This is a genomic window from Aestuariivirga sp., assembly GCF_047602625.1.
GTDB lineage: Bacteria > Pseudomonadota > Alphaproteobacteria > Rhizobiales > Aestuariivirgaceae > Aestuariivirga.
On the sequence record NZ_JASGGV010000002.1, the window covers coordinates 377060 to 397408 of the forward strand.

21 protein-coding genes and 3 pseudogenes are annotated in these 20349 nt (G+C 62.4%); 15 read left to right on the forward strand and 9 right to left on the reverse strand.

Annotated features, from left to right (window positions below; genetic code table 11):
• Window positions 1-38: 38 nt before the first annotated feature.
• From QM694_RS06655 to QM694_RS06665, 3 genes are read left to right on the forward strand one after another with little or no spacing between them, the layout of a single operon-like run.
• Window positions 39-524, forward strand: a complete 486-nt coding sequence (locus QM694_RS06655; RefSeq protein WP_415006163.1) for a hypothetical protein — start codon at window positions 39-41, stop codon at window positions 522-524.
• Entirely contained in the window at window positions 521-1165 is a 645-nt protein-coding gene (locus QM694_RS06660; RefSeq protein ID WP_415006164.1) for a DUF3011 domain-containing protein, read from the forward strand. The genes QM694_RS06655 and QM694_RS06660 overlap by 4 nt, the downstream gene beginning before the upstream one ends.
• A gap of 20 nt (window positions 1166-1185) precedes the next feature.
• On the forward strand, window positions 1186-1470 hold the full coding sequence (locus QM694_RS06665) for a DUF3303 domain-containing protein (protein WP_415006165.1): 285 nt from the start codon (window positions 1186-1188) through the stop codon (window positions 1468-1470).
• Between the two features lie 273 nt (window positions 1471-1743).
• On the opposite strand, the gene QM694_RS06670 is transcribed toward QM694_RS06665, so the two are convergent.
• Entirely contained in the window at window positions 1744-2085 is a 342-nt protein-coding gene (locus QM694_RS06670) for a hypothetical protein (protein WP_415006166.1), read from the reverse strand.
• A gap of 157 nt (window positions 2086-2242) precedes the next feature.
• Between QM694_RS06670 and QM694_RS06675 the strand changes: the two genes are divergently transcribed.
• The 6 genes and pseudogenes from QM694_RS06675 to QM694_RS06700 all read left to right on the forward strand — a co-directional run bounded on the left by QM694_RS06675 (window position 2243) and on the right by QM694_RS06700 (window position 9942).
• On the forward strand, window positions 2243-3952 hold the full coding sequence (locus tag QM694_RS06675) for an amidohydrolase (protein ID WP_415006167.1): 1710 nt from the start codon (window positions 2243-2245) through the stop codon (window positions 3950-3952).
• Window positions 3952-5217 (forward strand): sensor histidine kinase, encoded by a 1266-nt coding sequence (locus QM694_RS06680; RefSeq protein ID WP_415006168.1) that lies wholly within the window; start codon window positions 3952-3954, stop codon window positions 5215-5217. Before QM694_RS06675 ends, QM694_RS06680 begins: the two co-directional genes overlap by 1 nt.
• 200 nt (window positions 5218-5417) lie before the next feature.
• Window positions 5418-6810 (forward strand): annotated as a pseudogene (gene radA / locus QM694_RS06685) (DNA repair protein RadA).
• A 251-nt stretch (window positions 6811-7061) separates the two neighbouring features.
• Window positions 7062-7742, forward strand: coding sequence for a CvpA family protein (locus QM694_RS06690; protein ID WP_415006169.1), 681 nt, complete (start codon window positions 7062-7064; stop codon window positions 7740-7742).
• Complete coding sequence (purF, locus tag QM694_RS06695; RefSeq protein WP_415006170.1) at window positions 7739-9199, forward strand: amidophosphoribosyltransferase; 1461 nt, start codon at window positions 7739-7741, stop codon at window positions 9197-9199. The genes QM694_RS06690 and purF overlap by 4 nt, the downstream gene beginning before the upstream one ends.
• A gap of 5 nt (window positions 9200-9204) precedes the next feature.
• Window positions 9205-9942, forward strand: a complete 738-nt coding sequence (locus QM694_RS06700; RefSeq protein WP_415006171.1) for an SDR family NAD(P)-dependent oxidoreductase — start codon at window positions 9205-9207, stop codon at window positions 9940-9942.
• A gap of 584 nt (window positions 9943-10526) precedes the next feature.
• Here the strand turns inward: QM694_RS06700 and mntR are convergent.
• The gene (mntR, locus tag QM694_RS06705; RefSeq protein ID WP_415006172.1) at window positions 10527-10958 is read right to left on the reverse strand and encodes a manganese-binding transcriptional regulator MntR; all 432 of its coding nucleotides are present in this window, start codon (window positions 10956-10958) and stop codon (window positions 10527-10529) included.
• A 58-nt stretch (window positions 10959-11016) separates the two neighbouring features.
• On the opposite strand from mntR, the gene QM694_RS06710 reads away from it, so the two are divergent.
• On the forward strand, window positions 11017-12348 hold the full coding sequence (locus QM694_RS06710; RefSeq protein ID WP_415006173.1) for an Nramp family divalent metal transporter: 1332 nt from the start codon (window positions 11017-11019) through the stop codon (window positions 12346-12348).
• A 77-nt stretch (window positions 12349-12425) separates the two neighbouring features.
• Here QM694_RS06710 and QM694_RS06715 read toward each other — a convergent pair whose 3' ends face one another.
• Window positions 12426-12914: an SMI1/KNR4 family protein gene (locus QM694_RS06715; protein WP_415006174.1), complete on the reverse strand. Its 489-nt coding sequence runs from the start codon at window positions 12912-12914 to the stop codon at window positions 12426-12428.
• A gap of 111 nt (window positions 12915-13025) precedes the next feature.
• On the opposite strand from QM694_RS06715, the gene guaA reads away from it, so the two are divergent.
• The 4 genes and pseudogenes from guaA (at window position 13026) to QM694_RS06735 (ending at window position 16234) form a co-directional block, all read left to right on the forward strand.
• On the forward strand, window positions 13026-14576 hold the full coding sequence (gene guaA, locus QM694_RS06720; protein ID WP_415006175.1) for a glutamine-hydrolyzing GMP synthase: 1551 nt from the start codon (window positions 13026-13028) through the stop codon (window positions 14574-14576).
• A gap of 15 nt (window positions 14577-14591) precedes the next feature.
• Window positions 14592-15521 (forward strand): DUF4253 domain-containing protein, encoded by a 930-nt coding sequence (locus tag QM694_RS06725; protein ID WP_415006176.1) that lies wholly within the window; start codon window positions 14592-14594, stop codon window positions 15519-15521.
• A gap of 153 nt (window positions 15522-15674) precedes the next feature.
• Window positions 15675-15812, forward strand: a pseudogene (locus QM694_RS06730) (hypothetical protein); the annotation flags it as partial.
• A gap of 2 nt (window positions 15813-15814) precedes the next feature.
• A complete protein-coding gene (locus QM694_RS06735; RefSeq protein WP_415006177.1) occupies window positions 15815-16234 on the forward strand; it encodes a hypothetical protein in 420 nt (139 codons plus the stop codon).
• Window positions 16235-16246: 12 nt separating this feature from the next.
• On the opposite strand, the gene QM694_RS06740 is transcribed toward QM694_RS06735, so the two are convergent.
• The 6 genes and pseudogenes from QM694_RS06740 to QM694_RS06765 all read right to left on the reverse strand — a co-directional run bounded on the left by QM694_RS06740 (window position 16247) and on the right by QM694_RS06765 (window position 19423).
• A complete protein-coding gene (locus tag QM694_RS06740; RefSeq protein ID WP_415006178.1) occupies window positions 16247-16672 on the reverse strand; it encodes a type II toxin-antitoxin system VapC family toxin in 426 nt (141 codons plus the stop codon).
• A complete protein-coding gene (locus tag QM694_RS06745) occupies window positions 16672-16914 on the reverse strand; it encodes a type II toxin-antitoxin system Phd/YefM family antitoxin (protein ID WP_415006179.1) in 243 nt (80 codons plus the stop codon). The genes QM694_RS06740 and QM694_RS06745 overlap by 1 nt, the downstream gene beginning before the upstream one ends.
• A 75-nt stretch (window positions 16915-16989) precedes the next feature.
• Window positions 16990-17974 (reverse strand): annotated as a pseudogene (locus tag QM694_RS06750) (zinc-dependent alcohol dehydrogenase family protein).
• A complete protein-coding gene (locus tag QM694_RS06755; RefSeq protein ID WP_415006180.1) occupies window positions 17974-18708 on the reverse strand; it encodes an NAD-dependent epimerase/dehydratase family protein in 735 nt (244 codons plus the stop codon). The pseudogene QM694_RS06750 and the gene QM694_RS06755 overlap by 1 nt, the downstream one beginning before the upstream one ends.
• A gap of 3 nt (window positions 18709-18711) precedes the next feature.
• Window positions 18712-19014, reverse strand: a complete 303-nt coding sequence (locus QM694_RS06760; RefSeq protein ID WP_415006181.1) for a putative quinol monooxygenase — start codon at window positions 19012-19014, stop codon at window positions 18712-18714.
• A gap of 25 nt (window positions 19015-19039) precedes the next feature.
• Window positions 19040-19423 carry a winged helix-turn-helix transcriptional regulator gene (locus QM694_RS06765; RefSeq protein ID WP_415006182.1) on the reverse strand — a complete coding sequence of 128 codons (384 nt, stop codon included), beginning with the start codon at window positions 19421-19423 and terminating at the stop codon, window positions 19040-19042.
• A gap of 98 nt (window positions 19424-19521) precedes the next feature.
• On the opposite strand from QM694_RS06765, the gene QM694_RS06770 reads away from it, so the two are divergent.
• Window positions 19522-20286, forward strand: coding sequence for an SDR family oxidoreductase (locus QM694_RS06770; protein ID WP_415006183.1), 765 nt, complete (start codon window positions 19522-19524; stop codon window positions 20284-20286).
• Window positions 20287-20349 lie beyond the last annotated feature (63 nt).

Here is a 20349-nt window from a genome sequence, read left to right on the forward strand (position 1 = left end):
CTTTGTGACGGGCATGTGTGATGCCATCACAATTGCACATGGGCTCGTCCATTCACAGAACAGAACGCCTGCAAGAAGGAAGGATAAATATAATGATGGCCGCGCGCATTGTGGCGTTAATTTTTGCCTTTTTCTGCCTTTCCCAAAGCGCGGCGTGGGCGCAGACCGCCGCCCAGATGGACCAGACGCTTGACCAGCTCTATGGCGCTCACAAGCCCTATCATGATTTTTTCAATGCGTTGCAAGCTGCGGTGAAAGCCGACAACAAAACCGCTGTTTCAAAAATGATCAGCTATCCGTTGCAGACGATGGTGGGCGGCAAGAAAGTTACGCTGCATGATGCCGCACATTTCGTGGCGAGCTACGATCAGATCATCACCGCCAAGGTGAAATCCGCCGTCGAACACCAAACCTATGAGACGCTCTTCGCGCGCGATCAGGGCGTGATGATCGGCGATGGCGAGGTGTGGTTTTCCGGCGTCGGCAGCAGCAACACGGTTCTTATTACCGGCATAAATCAATGATGCGTATCTTCAGCCCTTCGTCACAGGCGAAAGCCCTCCTGTGCGCGTTTGCTTTGGCGGCCTTTCTCTGCGGCGGCAGCGGCGAGGCGAGCGCGAAACACAAGATCACCTGCTCTTCGCCGAACGGGAAATATGCCGAATGCTTTGCTGGGGCGATGGGCTGGCCGGTTCTCAAGAAACAGTATTCGGGCCGGTGCATTCAGAACCAATCGTGGGGCTACAATGCGGCCACCGGCGTAATCTGGGTTGCGGGCGGGTGTTCGGGTGTTTTTGCCGACGTGGGACAGGTCTACGCTCCGCCGCCGCCCGTGCCCCCGCGCTATTACCGCAACAGTGGCGTGCTGAACGGCTGCTTCGGCGCGGGATGCGGAAAGAAATACAAGGACCCCGGCATCGACACCCGTCCGCAATTCGACAAGAACGGCGAGCCGAACTTCGACAAGAAGGGCCGTTACATCGGCTGCCACGGCAATGGCTGCGGCGTCGACAGCCCAAGCCAGGGCGATGATGAGATCGACACCCGCCCGCAGTTTGACAAGAACGGCGAGCCCAACTTCGATACCAAGGGCGGATATATTGGCTGCCACGGCGTCGGCTGTGATGTGGACACGCCGGATGATGAAGGCGGTTCGGACAACTGACGCGAGAGGCTTTTCCAACCATGCTGTTCATGGTCATCGAAACGTTCGAAAAGGGCGACATGGTGCCGATCTACCGGCGCTTCTTCGAGAGAGGGCGCGGCGTGCCGGAGGGCGTGACCTATGTCGATTCATGGATCGAGGCGAGTTTCGCGCGCTGCTTCCAGATCATGGAATGCAATGATCTTCGCCTCATGCAGCAATGGGTGCTGCATTGGCGCGGCACCGGCGCCACCTTCGAGGTGATCCCCGTAGTGAAATCCAGCGAGACGCGCGAATTGATTGCGCCGTTTCTGGGCGGGACGTAAATTTTAGCATTCCTGCGAGATGAAATCTGCCCCCGGCAAGCGCAGGGGTGACAGGTTTCGTTGAAACAAAAAGGGCCGCCCCGTGGGGCGGCCCTCCGTGAGATGAAGGCGAAGCCTCTCTCCGATCACTGTCCGTCAGACGCCCGCTCCCGCAAGCCTGACGATCCGCGCGACGGAAGCCTCACCTGTGAACTCACTCGACATCGGATCACCTCCTTTCGCTGTTGACACTGAAGCCAGTATGTCACGACCGGCGGTGATCGCAAGCCTTAATCAGTACCAGGGCTTCACGCCGACGATGGCGCCAGTCCATGAATCGAGGCGCACCTTGTACCACATGCCATTATTCTTGGCGCGATAGGCATAGTAACGGGGGCTGCAGTCAATCGCGCTGACCTTGCCGTAGCCGCTGTGATCAACGATGGCCGCGCCATGGCCGCAGCCCATGTAGCCATAATATTTGCCGCCGTAATATCCAGGGCCATTCCAATATCCAAAACCGCCGACGCCGATGTATACCTTGACTTTGGCTTCAGCAGCGGGAGCCGCGATGACCGCAGCCGACAGGGCCAGGCTTGCAGCCATTAGGCCGCGCGCGATAAATTTCTTCATCATATGATGGTTCCTTTCGGGTGTTGACGTTGCCGGAAAGCCCGCACCACCCGCCCCCGGAATTGAGACGGCCTTCCAGCACTGTGCACTATAGCACGCTTGGCGAAGATGCGTCTTGCGGGAATTGCCACGGCCTTCCATCATGGTTCACGGAGGGGCCATGACCACAGCAGACATTCTCATCACCAACGCGCGCATTCTGACGGTGGATCCGCAGCAGCCACGCGCCGAATCCCTGGCCATTGCGGGGGATCGCATCCTGCGCGTGGGGACAATGGCGGACGTTCTTCCCTTCAAGGCGAAGCATACGCGGGTGATCGACGCCCAGGGCAAGACGGTGATCCCCGGCATCATCGAAAGCCATATTCATCTGTTTGGCGGAAGCGTGGAGCTGGACAGCCTGCATGTCAATCAGATCAAGGGCTTGCAGGCCTTAACGGATTCAGTGCGTGAATATGCGGCGGCACGCCTGAATGACCGGGTGATCGTCGCCAATGGCGGCTATCACACCATGCTGAGCGAGGCTGGCGGCATCACCCGCCACGATCTTGACCGCGTGCTTCCGGACCGGCCGCTGATCATGATCTGTTTCGATCATCACACCGTCTGGGCGAATACGAAGGCGCTGGAAGCGGCGGGGCTGATGAAGGGCCGTGCCCTTCCGCCCGGCAATGAGATCGTGCTGGGAAAAGACGGGCTGGCGACGGGAGAACTGCGCGAAGCCGCCGCCTTCAATCCCGTGCTGGCGCTCACCCCCACCGGCGGGCGCGAGTGGCTGGGCATGACGACGGGCGAGGATCCCCAGCCCGCCGCGACCCGGGCCGAACGCGCCATGGACGCCGAGGTGATCAAACAGGGCCTCAAATATTGCGCATCACTGGGCATCACCTCGATCCACAACATGGACGGAAATTTCTACCAGCTCGAACTTCTGCATAGTCTGCTGGAGGCGGGCGATCTGATTGCCCGCGTGGAAGTGCCTTTCCACCAGAAGAACTTCTTCGGCCTCGACCGCATCGACGAGGCGGTGGAGATGCGGGCGCGCTATCAGGGCGACATGCTGCATTCCGGCCGCGTGAAAGTGTTCATGGACGGCGTGCTCGAATCGCTGACGGCGCTGATGCTGGACGATTATCCGGGCTTCCCCGGCGAGCGCGGCGCTCCGCTGTTCACCGCAGAGCAATTCAACGCCGTGGCGGTGAAGGCCGACTCATACGGCCTGCAGATTTCGACGCACGCCATCGGCGATGGCGGCGTGAGGCGCACGCTCGATGGCTATGAGGCGGCGCGCAAGGCCAATGGCCCGCGCGATTCCCGCCACCGCATCGAACACATCGAGGTCATCAGCCCCGCCGACGTGCCGCGCCTGAAGGAACTGGGCGTGATCGCGTCGCTGCAGCCCATCGTCGGCCTTGGCGTGCCGGGCGCCATTCTCGAACCCTGCCTGACGCGCATCGGAGCCAAGCTCCCCTGGTCTTACGCATGGCAGACGCTACGCAACACGGGCGCGCATGTGGCCTTCTCCTCCGACTGGCCGGTGTCACCGCTCGACCCGTTTCTCGGCATGCAGTCGGCAATGACGCAGAAACCGCTGACGCCCGACTGCCCGCCGCAGGCGCAAACGCTCACCGATGCGCTCAACGCCTTCACGCTGGGCGGCGCCTATTGCGAGTTCATGGAGGACCGCAAGGGCATGCTGCGCGAGACGTATCTGGCCGACGTAGTGGTGCTCGGCCATGATCTGGAAAAGACCGCGCCCGGGGCGATAGGCGAGGTGAAGCCCGCCGTCACCATCTGCGGCGGCCGCGTGACGCATGAAGTCCTGAGCGCATCGTCGCCGCCGTTCTGCCGCGCTGGCGCTATGCGCTGATGACCATTCTGGCATTGGCGATCATTGCCATCGGCTGGCTGGGCTATAGCGCGCTCCACAGTTCGGGCTGGGTGAGCCATTCCATCGAGGCGCAGAATGTGGCCGAGCGCCTGCTGCGCGAACTGGTGGACGCCGAGACGGGGCAGCGCGGTTTCCTCTTGACCGGCGATGAGAAGTTTCTTGCGCCCTACAACGACGCGCGCAAGACCATCGACGCTTCCTTCGCGCAATTGAACGCGCTGGTGGCCGATAATCCCGGTCAGGTGGCGAAGCTCGGGCAAATCCGCGCCTCGGCGAGCGACAGGTTGGCCACGCTCGAAGCCGGCATTGGCCTTGAAAAAGCCGGCAAGCATGGCGATGCGGTGGACATCCTGCGGCTCGGCACCGGCAAGCAGCAGATGGATCAGGTGCGCGCCGGCGTGGCGGCATTTGAAACCGATGAAAACCAGCTTCTGGCCGTGCGCCGCACCGATCTCGATAACCAGCAGTTCTTCTCACTTTTGGCGATGGCCGCGCTGCTCGCCGTCATGGCGGCGCTGGTGGCAAGCGAGGCGCTGCATGCCCGCCATTTGACGCGCGAACTGGCCGATGAAAATGCCAGGCTCGACCTCATGGTTGCCGAACGCACCCGCGATCTCGAACGCGAGAAGCTGCGCGTGCAGGCTTTCCTCGCGGATGTGAACCACCGCGTCGGCAATACGCTGAACATGGCCTCGGCGCTCATCAATCTGCAGGCGCGCCGCTCACCGGACGAGAATGTGAAGCAGGCGCTGGAGGACAGCGTGAGCCGCATCCGCGCCATCGCCGCCAGCCAGCGCCGGCTGCAGGTGGATGCCGATTCCGACACGGTGACGGCAGGGCCTTACATCGACAATTTCCTCGCCGACATCCGCCCGCTGGCCGAGACGCGCGGCATCAGGATCGAAACCGAGGTGGGCGACATCAGGCTGCCCGGCAAGGACGCCGTGAGCTATGTGCTGCTCATCAACGAACTGGTGGTGAACGCGCTGAAACACGCCTTCCCCGACAGCGGCGGCACGGTAAAAGTCTCGCTGCACAGGATCGTGGGAGAAGATGGCGCGCCCAAGCTGCGCCTCAGCGTAGCGGATGACGGCAAGGGCATGGAGGGTGGAAGCACCGGGCTGGGCAGCAGCGTGACGCAGCTTCTCACCCGATCCCTCGGCGGCACACTCGAAACGGCAGCCGCCCATCGCGGCGCACCCCGCCCCGGCGTTATCACCACCCTCACGCTGCCGTGGGGCTGAGGGCTTGCTGAAATTCTTCTCCTTCTCCGGCCAACGCCCGGGGAAGGTGGATCGCGCGGCCTTCCGCGCGAGACGGATGGGGCCTTCGCGTGATGCCGGCACCCCACCCGTCCGCTCTCCGCGTCCACCGTCCCCGCTGCGCAGAGAGGGATGCACGAACAGCTTGCGTTCTCTAATCGTTCCAGTCATATCTGGGCGGCATGGCCAAATCAGCGATCACCTATGTCTGCCAGTCCTGCGGGGCCACCTCGTCCAAATGGTCGGGGCGCTGCGATGCCTGCGAGGCCTGGAACACCATCATCGAGGAACAGGCGGGAACGCCGCTCGCGGGCGCGCGCGGGGCCTCGCTGCCCAAAGGCCGCGCCACAAGGCTCGTGGGGCTGAAGGGCGAGAACGCGGCGCCTCCCCGCATCATCACCGGCATCGGCGAGCTTGACCGCGTGGCGGGGGGCGGCTTCGTGCCGGGCTCGGGCGTATTGATCGGCGGCGATCCCGGCATCGGCAAGTCCACGCTGCTGCTGCAGGCCATGGCGGCGCTGGCCCGCAGCGGCCAGCGCGTCGTCTATATTTCCGGCGAAGAGGCGATCGCCCAGGTGAGGCTCCGGGCCGAGCGGCTGGGGCTTGATGACAGCGCCGTGCTGCTGGCCACCGAAACCAATGTCTCCGACATCGTGGCGACGCTGGCCGAGGGAGCACCTCCCGCCGTGGCGGTGATCGAATTCGATCCAGACGCTGTGGTCGCCCAATATCGACGCCTCGCCCGGCACCGTGTCGCAGCTGAAGGCGGGATCGGAAGCGCTGGTGCGCTTTGCCAAGCAGAAGGGCACCGCCATGCTGCTGGTGGGCCATGTGACCAAGGAAGGCCAGATCGCCGGCCCCAAGGTGATCGAGCACATGGTGGATACGGTGCTTTATTTCGAAGGCGACCGGGGGCACCAGTTCCGCATCCTGCGCGCCGTCAAAAACCGCTTCGGCCCCACCGACGAGATCGGCGTGTTCGAAATGTCAGACGGCGGACTGAGCGAGGTCACCAACCCCTCACGCCTGTTCATGGGGTCGGGCGAGCGGCCCACCCCCGGCACCGCCGTGTTCGCCGGGATGGAGGGCACGAGGCCGCTGCTGATCGAGGTGCAGGCGCTGGTCTCGCCCTCGCCGCTCGGCACGCCGCGCCGCACCACGGTGGGCTGGGATTCGAACCGTCTGTCGATGATCCTCGCCGTGCTGGAGGCGCGCGCCGGGGTGACCATCGGCAACAATGACGTCTATCTCAACGTAGCGGGTGGCCTGAAGGTGCGCGAACCTGCCGCCGATCTGGCCGTGGCGGCGGCACTTCTCTCCTCGCTCACCGATACGGTAATCCCCCATGGCACCGCCATCTTCGGCGAAATCGCCCTGTCCGGCGCCATCCGCCCCGTCGGCCAGACGGAAGCGCGGCTGAAGGAGGCGCAGAAACTCGGCCTCAAGGACGCGGTGATCGCCTCAACCGCCGATCAACCCTCGGTGAAAGGCATCCGCGTGAAACAGCTCGAAACCATCATGGACCTCGTGGCCTGGAGCGCCGCCCAGGACAAGGGCAGCAGGCGGATCGCGTGAGGCACGAAATCGTCCTCTCCCGCTGCGCGGGAGAGGAAGAGGCCCATCGCAACGCGATGTGGAGGTGAGGGTCTTCCCGGCACACTCCAAGGCCCCTCATCTCCCCGCTGCTACGCAGCGGGTCCCTTCTTCTCCCGCTGCGCGGGAGAAGACAACTCTTTCGCCCCTGTTGAAACGCTTTCCGCCAGCACTGGCATGGCGGGAGAATCCCGCCTATATGGGGCGTTTCATTGGCGGCTTGGGACCGGCTCATGGGTTTTCAGATTCTCGACATCATCCTGATCGGCATTATGCTGGTCTCGGGCCTTCTTGCGCTGATGCGCGGCTTCACCCGCGAGGTGCTGTCGCTGGTGGCCTGGGGCCTTGCGGCCATTGCCGCCTATTTCGCCATCAAGCAGCAGAATCTGATCGACATGGCGATGCCCTATGTCGACAAGCCGGTGCTGGCGCAGATCGCGGTGGGGGGCATCGCCTTCCTGATCGTGCTGATCGTCGTCTCGGTCATCAGCGTCAAGATTTCCGACTGGGTGGTCGATTCGGCGGTGGGCGGCTTCGACCGCACGGTTGGCTTCATCTACGGGCTGGCGCGCGGCTTCGTGCTGGTGGCCATCGCCTATCTCTTCTACGGCTGGCTGCTGCCCGTCGACCGGCAGGAGCCCTGGGTGCGCGATGCCAAGAGCCTGCCGCTGATCAAATATGCGGGTGAAAAACTTCTGGCCCTGATGCCGCCCGACATCGCCGAGACGCTGACCAACACGGCCTTGAGCAAATCGCCCGAACAGACGCCCGCCACCGACGGCAAGAGCGATACCGAGGGCTACAGCAAGAGCGAGCAGCAGGGCCTCGACAATCTGACGAACGGTGTGACCAACAACGGCACCGCGCAGCAACCGGCAATGGGTCAAAGCGACGGCCAGGGTGACACACAATGATGACCGGCATCGATCTTGAACTGGAAGCCGACCGCCTGCGCGAGGAGTGCGGCGTGTTCGGAATCATCGGCCACCCGGACGCGGCGGCCCTGACGGCGCTGGGCCTCCACGCGCTGCAGCACCGGGGGCAGGAAGCGGCGGGCATCGTCTCCTTCGATGGCGAACGCTTCCAGACCGAGCGCCGCCTCGGCCTCGTCGGCGATCACTTTTCCAGCGGCAAGATCATCGACCGGCTGCAAGGTTCTCTCGCGCTCGGCCATGTGCGCTACTCGACGACCGGCGAAACCATCCTCCGCAATGTGCAGCCGCTGTTCGCGGAACTCGCCTCCGGCGGTTTCGCCGTGGCGCATAACGGCAACATCACCAACGGCCTGACGCTTCGCAAGGAGCTGATCGCGCAGGGGGCGATCTGCCAGTCCACCTCCGACACCGAGGTGATCCTGCATCTCGTGGCGCGCTCGCAGAAGAACCGCATGGTGGAGCGCTACATCGACGCCATCCGCCATCTCGAAGGCGCCTATGCGCTCGTTGCGCTCACCAACAAGAAGCTGATCGGCGCGCGCGATCCGCTGGGTATCCGCCCGCTGATCCTCGGCGAATTGAACGGCGCCTACATTCTCTGTTCCGAAACCTGCGCGCTCGACATCATCGGCGCCAAATTCGTGCGCGAGGTGGAGAACGGCGAAGTGGTGGTGATCTCCGAAGATGGCATCGAGTCGCTCAGGCCCTTCCCCAAGCAGCAGGCGCGCCCCTGCATCTTCGAATATATTTACTTCTCCCGCCCCGATTCCATGCTGGGCGGCCGCTCGATCTATGAAGTGCGTAAAGCCATGGGCCGCCAGCTTGCGCTCGAGTCGCCTGTAGAGGCCGATGTGATCGTGCCGATCCCCGACTCGGGCGTTCCCGCCGCGCTTGGGTTCTCGCAGGCGACCGGCATTCCCTTCGAGCTTGGCATCATCCGCAACCATTATGTGGGCCGCACCTTCATCGAGCCGACACAGACCATCCGTTCGCTGGGCGTCAAGCTCAAGCACAATGCCAACCGCGCCGTGGTGGCGGGTAAGCGCGTGGTGCTGCTCGATGACTCGATCGTGCGCGGCACTACCTCCGTCAAGATCGTGCGCATGATGTATGAGGCGGGGGCGAAAGAAGTGCACATGCGGATTTCCAGCCCGCCCATCGCGCACCCCGATTTCTACGGCATCGACACGCCGGAGCAGAAATCGCTGCTGGCCGCCACCCACACGCTGGAGGAGATGCGCGAATATATCGGAGTCGACACGCTGGCCTTCCTCTCCGTCGACGGCATCTACAAGGCGGTGGGCTTCGAGGGCCGCGATCCGGTGCGCCCGCAATTCACCGATCACTGCTTCACCGGCGATTATCCGACACCCCTCACCGATCTGAACGGTGAGCGTGGCAAGCAGAAACTCGCCCTTCTGGCGGAAGCGGGCTAACCGGCATGACCGATCTCAAGGGACGGGTCGCCGTCGTCACCGGCGCATCGCGGGGCCTTGGCCGCGCCGCCGCCTTTCATCTGGCGAAGGCGGGCGCGCATGTGATCGCCGTGGCCCGCACGCAAGGCGGGCTTGAGGACCTCGACGACGAGATCAAGGCCATCGGCGGCGAAGCCACGCTGGTGCCGGTGAGCATGACCGATCTCCCCGCCCTCGACCGGCTGGGCGCGGCGATTTTCGAGCGCTGGAAAAAGCTCGACATTTTCATCGGCAATGCCGGCGTGCTGGGCAAGCTCACGCCGATGGCGCATCTCGACCAGAAGGTGTGGGACGAGGTGATGGCGGTGAACGTGACCGCCAATTACCGGCTGATCCGCTCGCTCGATCCCCTGCTCCGCCTGTCCGACGCGGGCCGCGCGGTGTTCGTGACATCGGGCCTCGCGCACAAATGCTGGCCCTATTGGGGGCCTTATTCGATCTCCAAGGCAGCACTTGAGGCGATGGTGAAAACCTATGCCGGCGAAATCGCCACCACGCCCGCCCGCGCCAACTGCTTCAGCCCCGGCGCCACCCGCACCGACATGCGCGCCTCCGCCATGCCCGGCGAAGACCCGATGTCGCTGCCCACCGCCGAAGAGGTGGCGGCGCAGATCGTTCCCATGTGCGCGCCTGATTTTACCGACAATGGCGCTGTGTATAAATATGCGCCGGAAGGGCTGTTCAAGCAGTTCGCGGGTGTATGACTACGATTTCCCTCCCCTTTCGCGGGGAGGGTGATGCTCATTCAACGACGAAAACTTGAGTCCTTGTTTTTTCTTCTCAGGTAAAGGCCATTTGAGATTGATCAAATGGCAGATGAAAGCCACTACAAGCCAAACCCCAATACTATACAGGCCAAAATTGGCCAATCGGTATTGTTCATTTGTAAGATAAACAACAACTCCCTTTATTTCGTAAGGTATTACGCTGCCTGATGCGGGATTCTTATACTCTCGTATAACCGAAATATATACTGTCCAAGGACAAATAGAACCACACGCTGGCAATCAATGCCCATGCCACAATTTTAAAAAAAATCCTCTGAGCCATTTTTAACATAATACGGCACTCATTCTCCGACCGCCGATCGTGGCAGAGGGATCATACGGCATTTATAGGCCCCTCCGCCAGAAACTGACGCTCCAATAAACTTAGAAACTCCATTTGTTACAAAACCATTAGAGCTCTTCCGGTAAATATAGCTTATCCGGCACCGGTCATAGCGGCCGCAACCGGCAGCTATGCGATCTACAAATAGAACGTCCCGCTTCGGGGGAGGGAAGTAAACTCATCCCCCGCGCGCGAGAAAGCGGCTCATGGCGCGCAGGGTTTCGGCGCTGACGTGATGCTCGATCCCTTCTGAATCGATGCGCGCCGTGTCCGCACTCACCCCCAGCGCCAGCAGGAAGCCTTCGACAATGCGGTGCTTGCGGCGGCCGTCCTCGGCCATCTCCCAGCCCTTTTCGGTGAGGAAAATGGCGCGATAGGGCTCCTGCGTGACCAACCCCGAATCCTGCAGGCGCTTCAGCGTCTTCACCACCGTGGCATTGGCGACGCCTAGCCGCATGGCAACATCGGTGCCGCGCGCCTCGCCCTTCTCGTCGATCAGATCGGCGATGAGTTCGACATAATCCTCCGCCAGCTCCGACTGGTGATCGGCGCGCACGCGGCGGAACGCCGCCGAGCGGATCTTGGCCGAATGCTTCTTGCGCGCCGCCATGGTCATGGCCCCGAACTTAGCCTGTTGACTATAGTTTAGCCAATGCTAAACTTTTCCTATGTCAGACGAAAGCCTAGGTGCCTGGCGGCGCGCGCCCGGCGAGCCCTCCCTCGCCGATGTGTTCCGCACCGTGCGCGTCGAACCAGGCGGAAGCCTGTGGCGGCGGGCGCTGGCCTTCGTGGGGCCGGGCTATCTCGTCGCCGTGGGCTATATGGACCCCGGCAACTGGGCCACCTCGATCGCCGGCGGCGCGCAATTTGGCTACGCGCTGCTGTTCGTGGCGCTGCTCTCCAACATCATGGCGATCATCCTGCAATCGCTCTGCTCAAGGCTCGCCATCGGTTCGGGGCGCGACCTGGCGCAGGCCTGCCGCGATGCCTTCCCCCGGCCCGTGGCGTGGGCGCTGTGGGCCTTCGCCGAAATCGCCATCATCGCCACCGACATTGCGGAGGTGGTGGGCACGGCCATCGGCCTCAACCTGCTGTTCGGCATTCCGCTGGAACTGGGCGTCCTCATCACCGCCCTCGACGTGTTCCTGATCCTCGCCCTGCAGCGCTTGGGCTTCCGCTGGATCGAGGCCTTCGTGATTGCCCTTCTGGCGCTGATCTTCGCCTGCTTCATCGTGCAGATCGCGCTGGCCCATCCCGATTGGCGCGGCGTGATCCTGGGCTTCGCGCCCACCGTCGAGATCGTGAAAAACCCGGCCATGCTCTATCTGGCGCTGGGCATCATCGGCGCCACGGTGATGCCGCATAATCTCTACTTTCACTCCGGCATCGTGCAGACGCGCGCCTATGGCACGACCCTGCCCGAAAAGCGCGAGGCGCTGCGTTTCGCCACCTGGGATTCAACCGTGGCGCTGATGTTCGCGCTCTTGATCAACGCGGCGATCCTGATCCTCGCCGCCGCCACCTTTCACGCCGCCGGAGAAACGAGCGTGGCGGAAATCGGCGATGCCCACGCCATGCTGGCGCCGCTGGTCGGCTCCCTCCTCGCGCCCAAACTCTTCGCCATTGCGCTGCTCTGCTGCGGTCTCAACTCCACCGTGACGGCCACCATGGCGGGGCAGATCGTGATGGAGGGCTTTCTCGATATCAAACTTGCCGCATGGGCGAGGCGGCTGGTGACGCGCCTCATCGCCATCGTGCCCGCCGCCACCGTGACCATCATTTATGGCGCCAAGGGCACCGGCTTCCTGCTGATCTTCAGCCAGGTGATCCTCGCCTTCCAGCTTCCCTTCGCCATCGTGCCCCTGGTGATGTTCACCATGAGCCGCCGCAAACTGGGCGCACTCGTCTCACCCCTGTGGCTGAGCCTTATCGCCTCCCTCATCGCCGCCCTCATCATCGCCCTCAATGTGAAGCTGCTGTGGGATGTGCTTAGGGGGTGAGGCTTTCTGCTGCTTTCTCGCATACCGCAAAAAGTTGAAAGCGGGACCTTGGCTTGCCCCAGGGTGACGGAGGTTGGTCATTCACCGTTCAATGGTACGCCGTCGTACTGCATAATCCAGCTTTCGAAATCACCGGCGCAAAACTTGGAATCGCCCGTTTCAAAATTGCTGTACCAGATCATGCCCGACTCCGGTCTTTTGGGCTGTGCGAGATCATCTCGCGCGAAACCCCAGAATTCTCCACCAGTTCCCGCTGCGATAGGAATGAAGCCCGACACATCATTGATGGAAGCATACTGCTTACAAAATTGAAGCATCTCCGAAGGGTCAAGGAACGCCGCGATCAAATCGAGATTTACATTGAACGATTGCACAGCAGCGGGAAACGCCGCACTCAGCTTTCCCACACCAAACTCCAACACGGCTTCACGATAATCAGCCGGAAGCCAGCAGTTAAAATCGCGCTCCACAGATTTGAGATCGGGTTCCTTGACCTTCTCAAGCGGACAACCGGGCACGCTCCATCGCCTCATGAATTCCCGGTATGCGACGGTTGCACTGAACATGGATTACACCTTCAGCCAAAAGCGGATTCCCAGCAATCCTCATCCATACCAGTTTGACCCTCTTTCCGGCCCCATCTTGCCCTCCGCCCCCAACTCCCTTAAACGCCCGCCATGCAGGACCGTATTCTCATCATCGACTTCGGATCGCAGGTCACCCAGCTCATCGCCCGCCGGGTGCGGGAAGCTGGGGTTTACTCGGAAATCGTGCCCTTCCAGTCCGCCCACAAGGCGCTGGACTGGCCGGGCCTCAAGGGCATCATCCTCTCAGGAGGCCCCGCCTCCGTGCATGAGGGCGGAAGCCCGAGGGCGCCCGAGGGCGTCTTCACCCACGGCCTTCCCGTTCTCGGCATCTGCTATGGCGAGCAGACCATGTGCGCGCAGCTGGGCGGCAAGGTGGAAGGCTCAGACCACCGCGAATTCGGCAAGGCCTTCGTGGAGGTGAAATCCCCCAACGCGCTGTTCGATGGCGTGTGGCGCGAGGGCGAGCGGCACCAGGTGTGGATGAGCCATGGCGACCGGGTGACGGCGCTGCCCAAAGGCTTCAAGGCGATCGCCGTGAGCGAGGGGGCACCCTTCGCCGCCATCGCCGATGAGACGCGGCAATTCTACGCCATGCAGTTCCACCCCGAAGTGGTGCACACGCCCGATGGCGCGAAACTGCTCACCAATTTCGTGCGCGAGATCTGCGGCTGCAAGGGCTCCTGGTCCATGGCCTCGTTCAAGGCCGAGATGATCGCCAAGATCAAAAAGCAGGTGGGCTTCGAGCGGGTGATCTGCGGCCTTTCGGGCGGTGTTGATTCCGCCGTGACGGCGGTGCTGATCCATGAGGCGATCGGCGACCAGCTGACCTGCATCTTCGTCGACCACGGCCTGATGCGGCTGAACGAGGCGGATGAGGTGGTGCGGCTGTTCCGCGAATCCTACAACATCCCGCTCGTCCATGTGGATGCGTCCAAGACCTTCCTGGGCGCGCTGGCGGGCGTGACCGACCCGGAGGTGAAGCGCAAGACCATCGGCAAGCTGTTCATCGACGTGTTCGAGGCGGAAGCGAAGAAGGTGGGCGGCGCCGCCTTCCTGGCGCAGGGCACGCTTTATCCCGATGTGATCGAAAGCGTCTCCTTCACCGGCGGGCCTTCGGTCACCATCAAGTCGCACCACAATGTGGGTGGGCTGCCTGAGCGCATGAACATGAAGCTGGTGGAGCCGCTGCGCGAACTCTTCAAGGACGAGGTGCGCCTGCTGGGCCGCGAACTCGGCCTGCCCGAGCATTTCGTGGGCCGCCACCCCTTCCCCGGCCCCGGCCTCGCCATCCGCATTCCCGGCGACGACATTACGGTGGAGAAGCTCGACATCCTGCGCAAGGCCGATGCCGTCTATCTCGACGAGATCAGGAAAGCCGGATTGTATGACGCGATCTGGCAGGCCTTCGCCGTGCTGCTGCCGGTGCGCACCGTGGGCGTGATGGGTGATGGCCGCACCTATGACCGCGTGCTGGGCCTCCGCGCCGTGACCTCGACCGACGGCATGACTGCGGAAAGCTATCCCTTCGACCACGCCTTCCTCACCCGCGTGGCCACCCGCATCATCAACGAGGTGAAAGGCGTTTCCCGCGTGGTGTATGACGTGACCAGCAAGCCACCGGGCACGATCGAGTGGGAGTGAGGAGAGCAAGAGGCAATGCGGCGTCGAGCCTTTTTGCAGTCGGCTATTGCCAGCGCTGCTTGTGTGACAATCGCACGTGAGGCAAGAGCGATGACTTCAGAAGAGATTGCAGAGAGAGCGCAGGAATATCAGCGGAAGGCCCTCGAGCATTTTCCCCTGAAAATCGTCGAGGCCACGGGCGATGCTGCGTTGGCAAGATGGCAGGAGCTGAAGTCGGCTGGAGGAGTGTCTCCGGTTGTTTTGGGCGAGAGCCTGGGCAATCTTCTCGATCCCTTCGGCTCTGACGCGCCGGAGCCGCCACAGCCAGTCGACGACATCCTTCGCGCGGCCGCCAGCATGAAGTTTCCAGATGATCTCTTGAAGGAACAACGGGCTCAGGAAGAAGAGTCCATCGCAATACTGAAGGCCGAGCTTGCGGGCAATCCCAAGGCCAAACTTCCGATCATTACCCGGTCGGATGGCGTGGCAACGCGAACTCTGAGCCGTGATGAAACGATCGCCGCCATGCTGCAGGAGCATCAGGAGCCGCCGCTCGGCAACTGGCCCGACACGCCAAATGCATCGATGGGGCTTACAGTTGCTTCCGAACTTCTCTCAGGCAAGCCCTTCCCGAAAGTCTATATCGGTGTTGCGCCAACTGACGACTGGACAACCATTCCGGCGATTCTCCGCTGGGGCGGCTGGAATGCGTGCCCTGCCGCCGAATATCATGTCGCTGCGTTGCGGAAGTGGCGTGACAACTATGGCGCCGAACTCATCGGCTTGAGCTTCGATACGATGAATTTGCGGGTGGCAATCAAGCCCAAGACCCGTGAGGAAGCGCTCGCGCTCGCGCGCGAACAATACATCTATTGTTCGGATATCATCGATCAGGGATCTGAAACTTATAGCGCGCTCGCTGCCGACTTGATCGCGAACGACTGGTGGTACTTCTGGTGGGATTGAGTCGGATAAGTGTCTCGCCATCAACAAGGTAGAGCGGATGTTTTGATTTCATCAAAACGCACGCCGCTCTAAAGGCTGTTCAGGATTTTCATCGTGAAGGGCATCCGCTTCAGGGAGTTTTCTATGTGCGCACGCCAGCGAGGGCCGGCGTCCATGGCGGCGGAAAGCTATCCCTTCGACCACGCCTTCCTCACCCGCGTCGCCACCGGGATCATCAACGAGGTGAAAGACGTGAGCCGCGTGGTGTATGACGTGACCAGCAAGCCGCCGGGCACGATCGAGTGGGAGTGAGGGTGGAGCCGTCATCGCCCTATCACTTCGCCATCAGCCTTCGTATCTGGCATCCGGGCATCGCGCCGGAAGAAATTAGTATAGCAATCGGGCGGCTGCCCAATCATTTCTGGAAAGCCGGAACACCACGCCGCTCGCCCCCGGGCGGGGAGCTGCCGGGACTCTATGCTGAAAGCTACTGGTCGGCCAGGATCGGCACGCAACATGGGACCGAACTTGGCGCGGCGCTTCTGGAGGTATTGCAAGACCTCGTTCGTCACCGCGCTTTCCTGCATCGGATCAGGGCTGAAGGTGGCAAGATTGAACTGTTCATCGGCTGGTTCTTCGAGAGGCAGAGCGGCGGCGTCCTGCCCTACGCATGCCTTGCTCTGGCGGGCGACCTGCAGATTGATTTGTCCTTCGACGTTTATCCGTCCGCATAACGCGGGTTTTGATCAAGCCAGTAGTTTCACCGGAATGCCGAGCTGAGGTGCTGCTCCTGCGATCCGCTGGTCAAGCGTATGAATAACAGCACCATGGTCCGAGGCAATCGCGAGATGAAGCGCATCACCGCCACGCAAGCCAAGCGCATATTGATCGGCGAATTTTGCGGCGAGGCGGAAATGCGACCCCTTCACATCCAGCGTCGTGAAGCTCTCGGCGGCCATCTTGCTGAAAGCTGCGAGTGATGCAGCGCGGTGTTCAAGGCTGATTTGGCCCGTACGCAGCTTGATTGCAAAGGCTGAAGATACTTCGGTAAACGTCCAGCCGCTGATCGCAAGCTGGTTCGGATCCTGTCCGGCAAGCCACGCTTGGACGCGCGCTGTCGTTGCTTCGTTCGAAAGGGCCGTAACAATGAGCGACGTGTCGAGATAGAGCATCAGTAACGGTCACCGTCACGCATGTCCCGGACAAGTTCCGCGGCACCTTGCTCGTGCTTCGGCTGGGCATCCGTCAGGGCTCTCAAAGCGATAGCATCAACAGGCTTGCGGGCTTGCGCGACCGCAGCCAACCGTGCCACGCGCTTTCCACGCCGGGTAATGTCGATCGAATCCCCTGCTTCAACGCGGTCCACAAGCTCGCTCAAACGCGTTTTTGCGTCCGCCAGTGTGATCTTGTCCACGATATCCTCATGACCATATAAATGGTCATATAGCAACGAAATGTCTATAATGCCATAACAATCGAAAAAGCCCCCTCACGGCACCAGCACGGCAGCGCCCTCGAAACGCCCGGCGCGGAGGTCTGCCAGGGCCTCGTTGGCCTGTTGCAGGGGGTAAACCGTCGTCTGCGTGCGGATGCCGATTTTCGGCGCGAGGGAGAGGAACTCGAGCCCGTCCTGCCGCGTGAGATTGGCGACGGAGAGAATTCTGCCGCTCCTCCCACAGGATCGCATAGGGAAAAGCCGGAATGTCGCTCATGTGTATCCCAGCGCACACCACGCGGCCGCCCTTGTGAACGGCCCGCAAGGCGGCAGGAACCAGCGCCCCCACCGGCGCAAAAATGATGGCGGCATCAAGCGCATCTGGCGGCATTTCATCGGAGCCTCCCGCCCATGCAGCGCCAAGCTGGCGCGCGAAGACTTGCGTGGCCTGATCGCCCTTCTGCGTGAAGGCATAGACCGAGCGCCCCTGCCACGGCGCCACCTGCGCGATGATGTGCGCGGCGGCGCCGAAGCCATAAAGGCCAAGGCGCTTGCCATCGCCCGCCATCCTGAGCGCCCGCCAGCCGATCAGCCCCGCGCACAGCAAGGGGGCGAGCGAGACGTGATCCCCCTCCTCGCCCAGCGGAAAGGCAAAGCGCGCATCGGCGATGGCTGCCGTGGCATAGCCGCCATCGCGGCTGAAGCCGGTGAACAGCGGCGCATCGCACAGGTTCTCGCGCTGGGTGGCGCAATAGGGGCAGTGGCCGCAGGTGTGGCCAAGCCACGGAATGCCGACGCGCTGGCCGATGGCCAGATGTTCAACGCCCGCCCCCAGCGCATCGATGCGGCCAACGATCTCATGGCCGGGAACGATGGGCAGATGCGGCTGCGGCAACTCGCCATCCACCACATGAAGATCGGTGCGGCACACGCCGCAGGCCAGCACCCTGACGCGGATTTCGCCCACGCCCGGCTGGGGATCAGGGCGCTCGGTCCACACCAGCGGCGCACCGATTGCGTTCAGGACCATGGCATGCATCAAAGCCTCCCTGCGCGCCGGAAGGCCGGGTTCCATCCCAGTTCGCTCATTGCTTTGGCAACGGCGGCGGAGCCGCCCGGCTCAGCGATATTATACATGCCGGGGCTGCCACGCGTGACGGCGAGGGACGCCGCGAGCGCCGCCGCATCCACATGCACGGGCGACAGGCCTTCGGGATTCATCCGCCAGGTGCCCGGCCCATAAAGTTCGCCATAACGGAGGACAATGCCTTCAAGACCGGGCTGGCCCAGCACCGCCTCTTCCAGTGGAATGACGCCGCCTGCAATCGTGATGGCGCGAAGGCCGGTGGCCGCGGAATCGAGCGGATCGGCTTCGCTGTAGGGCGGCTGTTTCGGCGCATAGGCCCAAGCGATGCTTTGCGCGATAAGCCGCCTTGCTCCTGCTGCCAGCGCCGCGCGCACGAGATTGGCCGTGCCTTCGCGCCTGAGCCTGGCGTTGCCCGCCAGCACCTTCTCCCGCGAGGCCGGATCAAGCCCCGCCGAAAGATCCGTGAGCTGATGAATGACAATCTCCGGCGCGGCCCGCTTGACGATGCCCAGCAGGGCCTCCGCATCGAAGACATCGACAACAGCGGGCGCAACGCCCAGTGTTGCCAGAAGCTCCGCTCCGGCGCTATTGCGCGTCGTTCCGACCACCTCATGCCCATCCGCCTTCAAGAGCGGAATGAGCGACCGGCCAATCACCCCCGTGGCCCCTGCGAGAAAGATACGCACGGGCTACTTCCCCGCCACCACCTGCATGCGGTGGACTTTTGCCTCGGCGATCAGGTCGCGGGCGCCGGAGGACTGGAAGGCCTTGATCGCAGCGCCTTCCATATGGGCGCGCCATGCCGGTTCGCTGGCCCACAGTTCGGTGAAGATCAGGATACGCGGATCATCGAGCGACTGGTTGAGTTCGTAGCGGAGGCAGCCCTCCTCCTTGAGCGTCGCGGCGACAAGCACATCTTGCCTGGCGCGCAAGGCGGCCTCCTGCCCGTCTTTCGCGGTGATGACGGCGATCACGCTGATCGGCTGCGGCATGGTATTCCCCTCTGTGAAAATTGAATCAGGTTTTCGGGCGTGCGAACCGCGCGCGGGATTCAACAATGGCGGCGCGATGCGCCTCGGCCCATTGCCATACGCCGCAAAACGCCTCGCTGAGGCTGGCCCCCATCGGCGTCAGTTCATAGTCGACATGCGGCGGAACGACGGGATGGACAGTGCGGACGACAAGGCCATCGGCCTCCATCTGGCGCAACGTCTTGGTGAGCATCTTCTGGCTCACGCCGCCAATCAGCACGGCAAGCTGCGTGAAGCGCAGGCGGCCGTGCTCTTCGAGGCATTCGAGCGCCAGCATGGTCCATTTGTCGGCCACCCGGCCGATGATCTCACGCACCAGGGCATCAAGTGCGGGATCACCGCCGATTTGATATTCAACCCTTTGATCCATATACGCTCTCTTCCGGGATACTATAGAACTTCCGGGTGCCTACTTTCCATTCGATAGCGGCTGTATTAGCTGAGGCTCAGCAACAGAGGAACAGAAAAATGCAGATGACCGGCAACACAATCCTGATCACCGGCGGCTCCAGCGGCATCGGCCGCGCGCTGGCGGAAGCCTTTCATGCGCACGGCAATCAGGTGATCATCACCGGCAGGCGGAAGGCGCTGCTGAATGAGGTCTCCGCCGCCCATCCCGGCATCACGGCGATGGAACTCGATGTCGAGGATCCCAAAGCCATTGCCGCCTTCGCGCGCGAGGTGACGGCGAGATTCCCCAAGCTCAATGTGCTCATCAACAATGCCGGCATCATGCGGCATGAATTGCTCACCAGCGATCAGGTTGACGTGAGCATCGCGGAGGCGACCGTCGCCACCAATTTGCTGGGGCCGATGCGCCTCAGCGCGGCGCTGCTGCCGCATCTGAAAGCGCAGCCGCAGGCCACCATCATCACCGTGAGTTCGGGCCTCGCCTTTGTGCCGCGCGCCGATTATCCCGCCTATTGCGCGACGAAAGCGGCGATCCATTCCTGGAGCCAGTCGCTGCGCTTTCAACTGCGCAACACGTCCGTGAGGGTGCTGGAGCTGGCACCGCCCTATGTGCAGACGGAACTGACCGGCGCGCATCAATTGACGGATGAGCGCGCCATGCCGCTGGGCGCCTTCATCACGGAAGTGATGACGCTGCTGGAACAGCCGCCCGCCAATGGCGAAATTCTCGTGCAGCGCGTCTATCCGCAGCGTTTCGCGGAAGCGAGCGGCAAATATGACGAATTCTTCGCCGCCTATCACGCACGTGTCGTCAAGAGTTGATCAGCATATGGATGAGCATGGCCGCCGCGCCGGTGGCGATGACGCCCGCTACCCACAATCCGG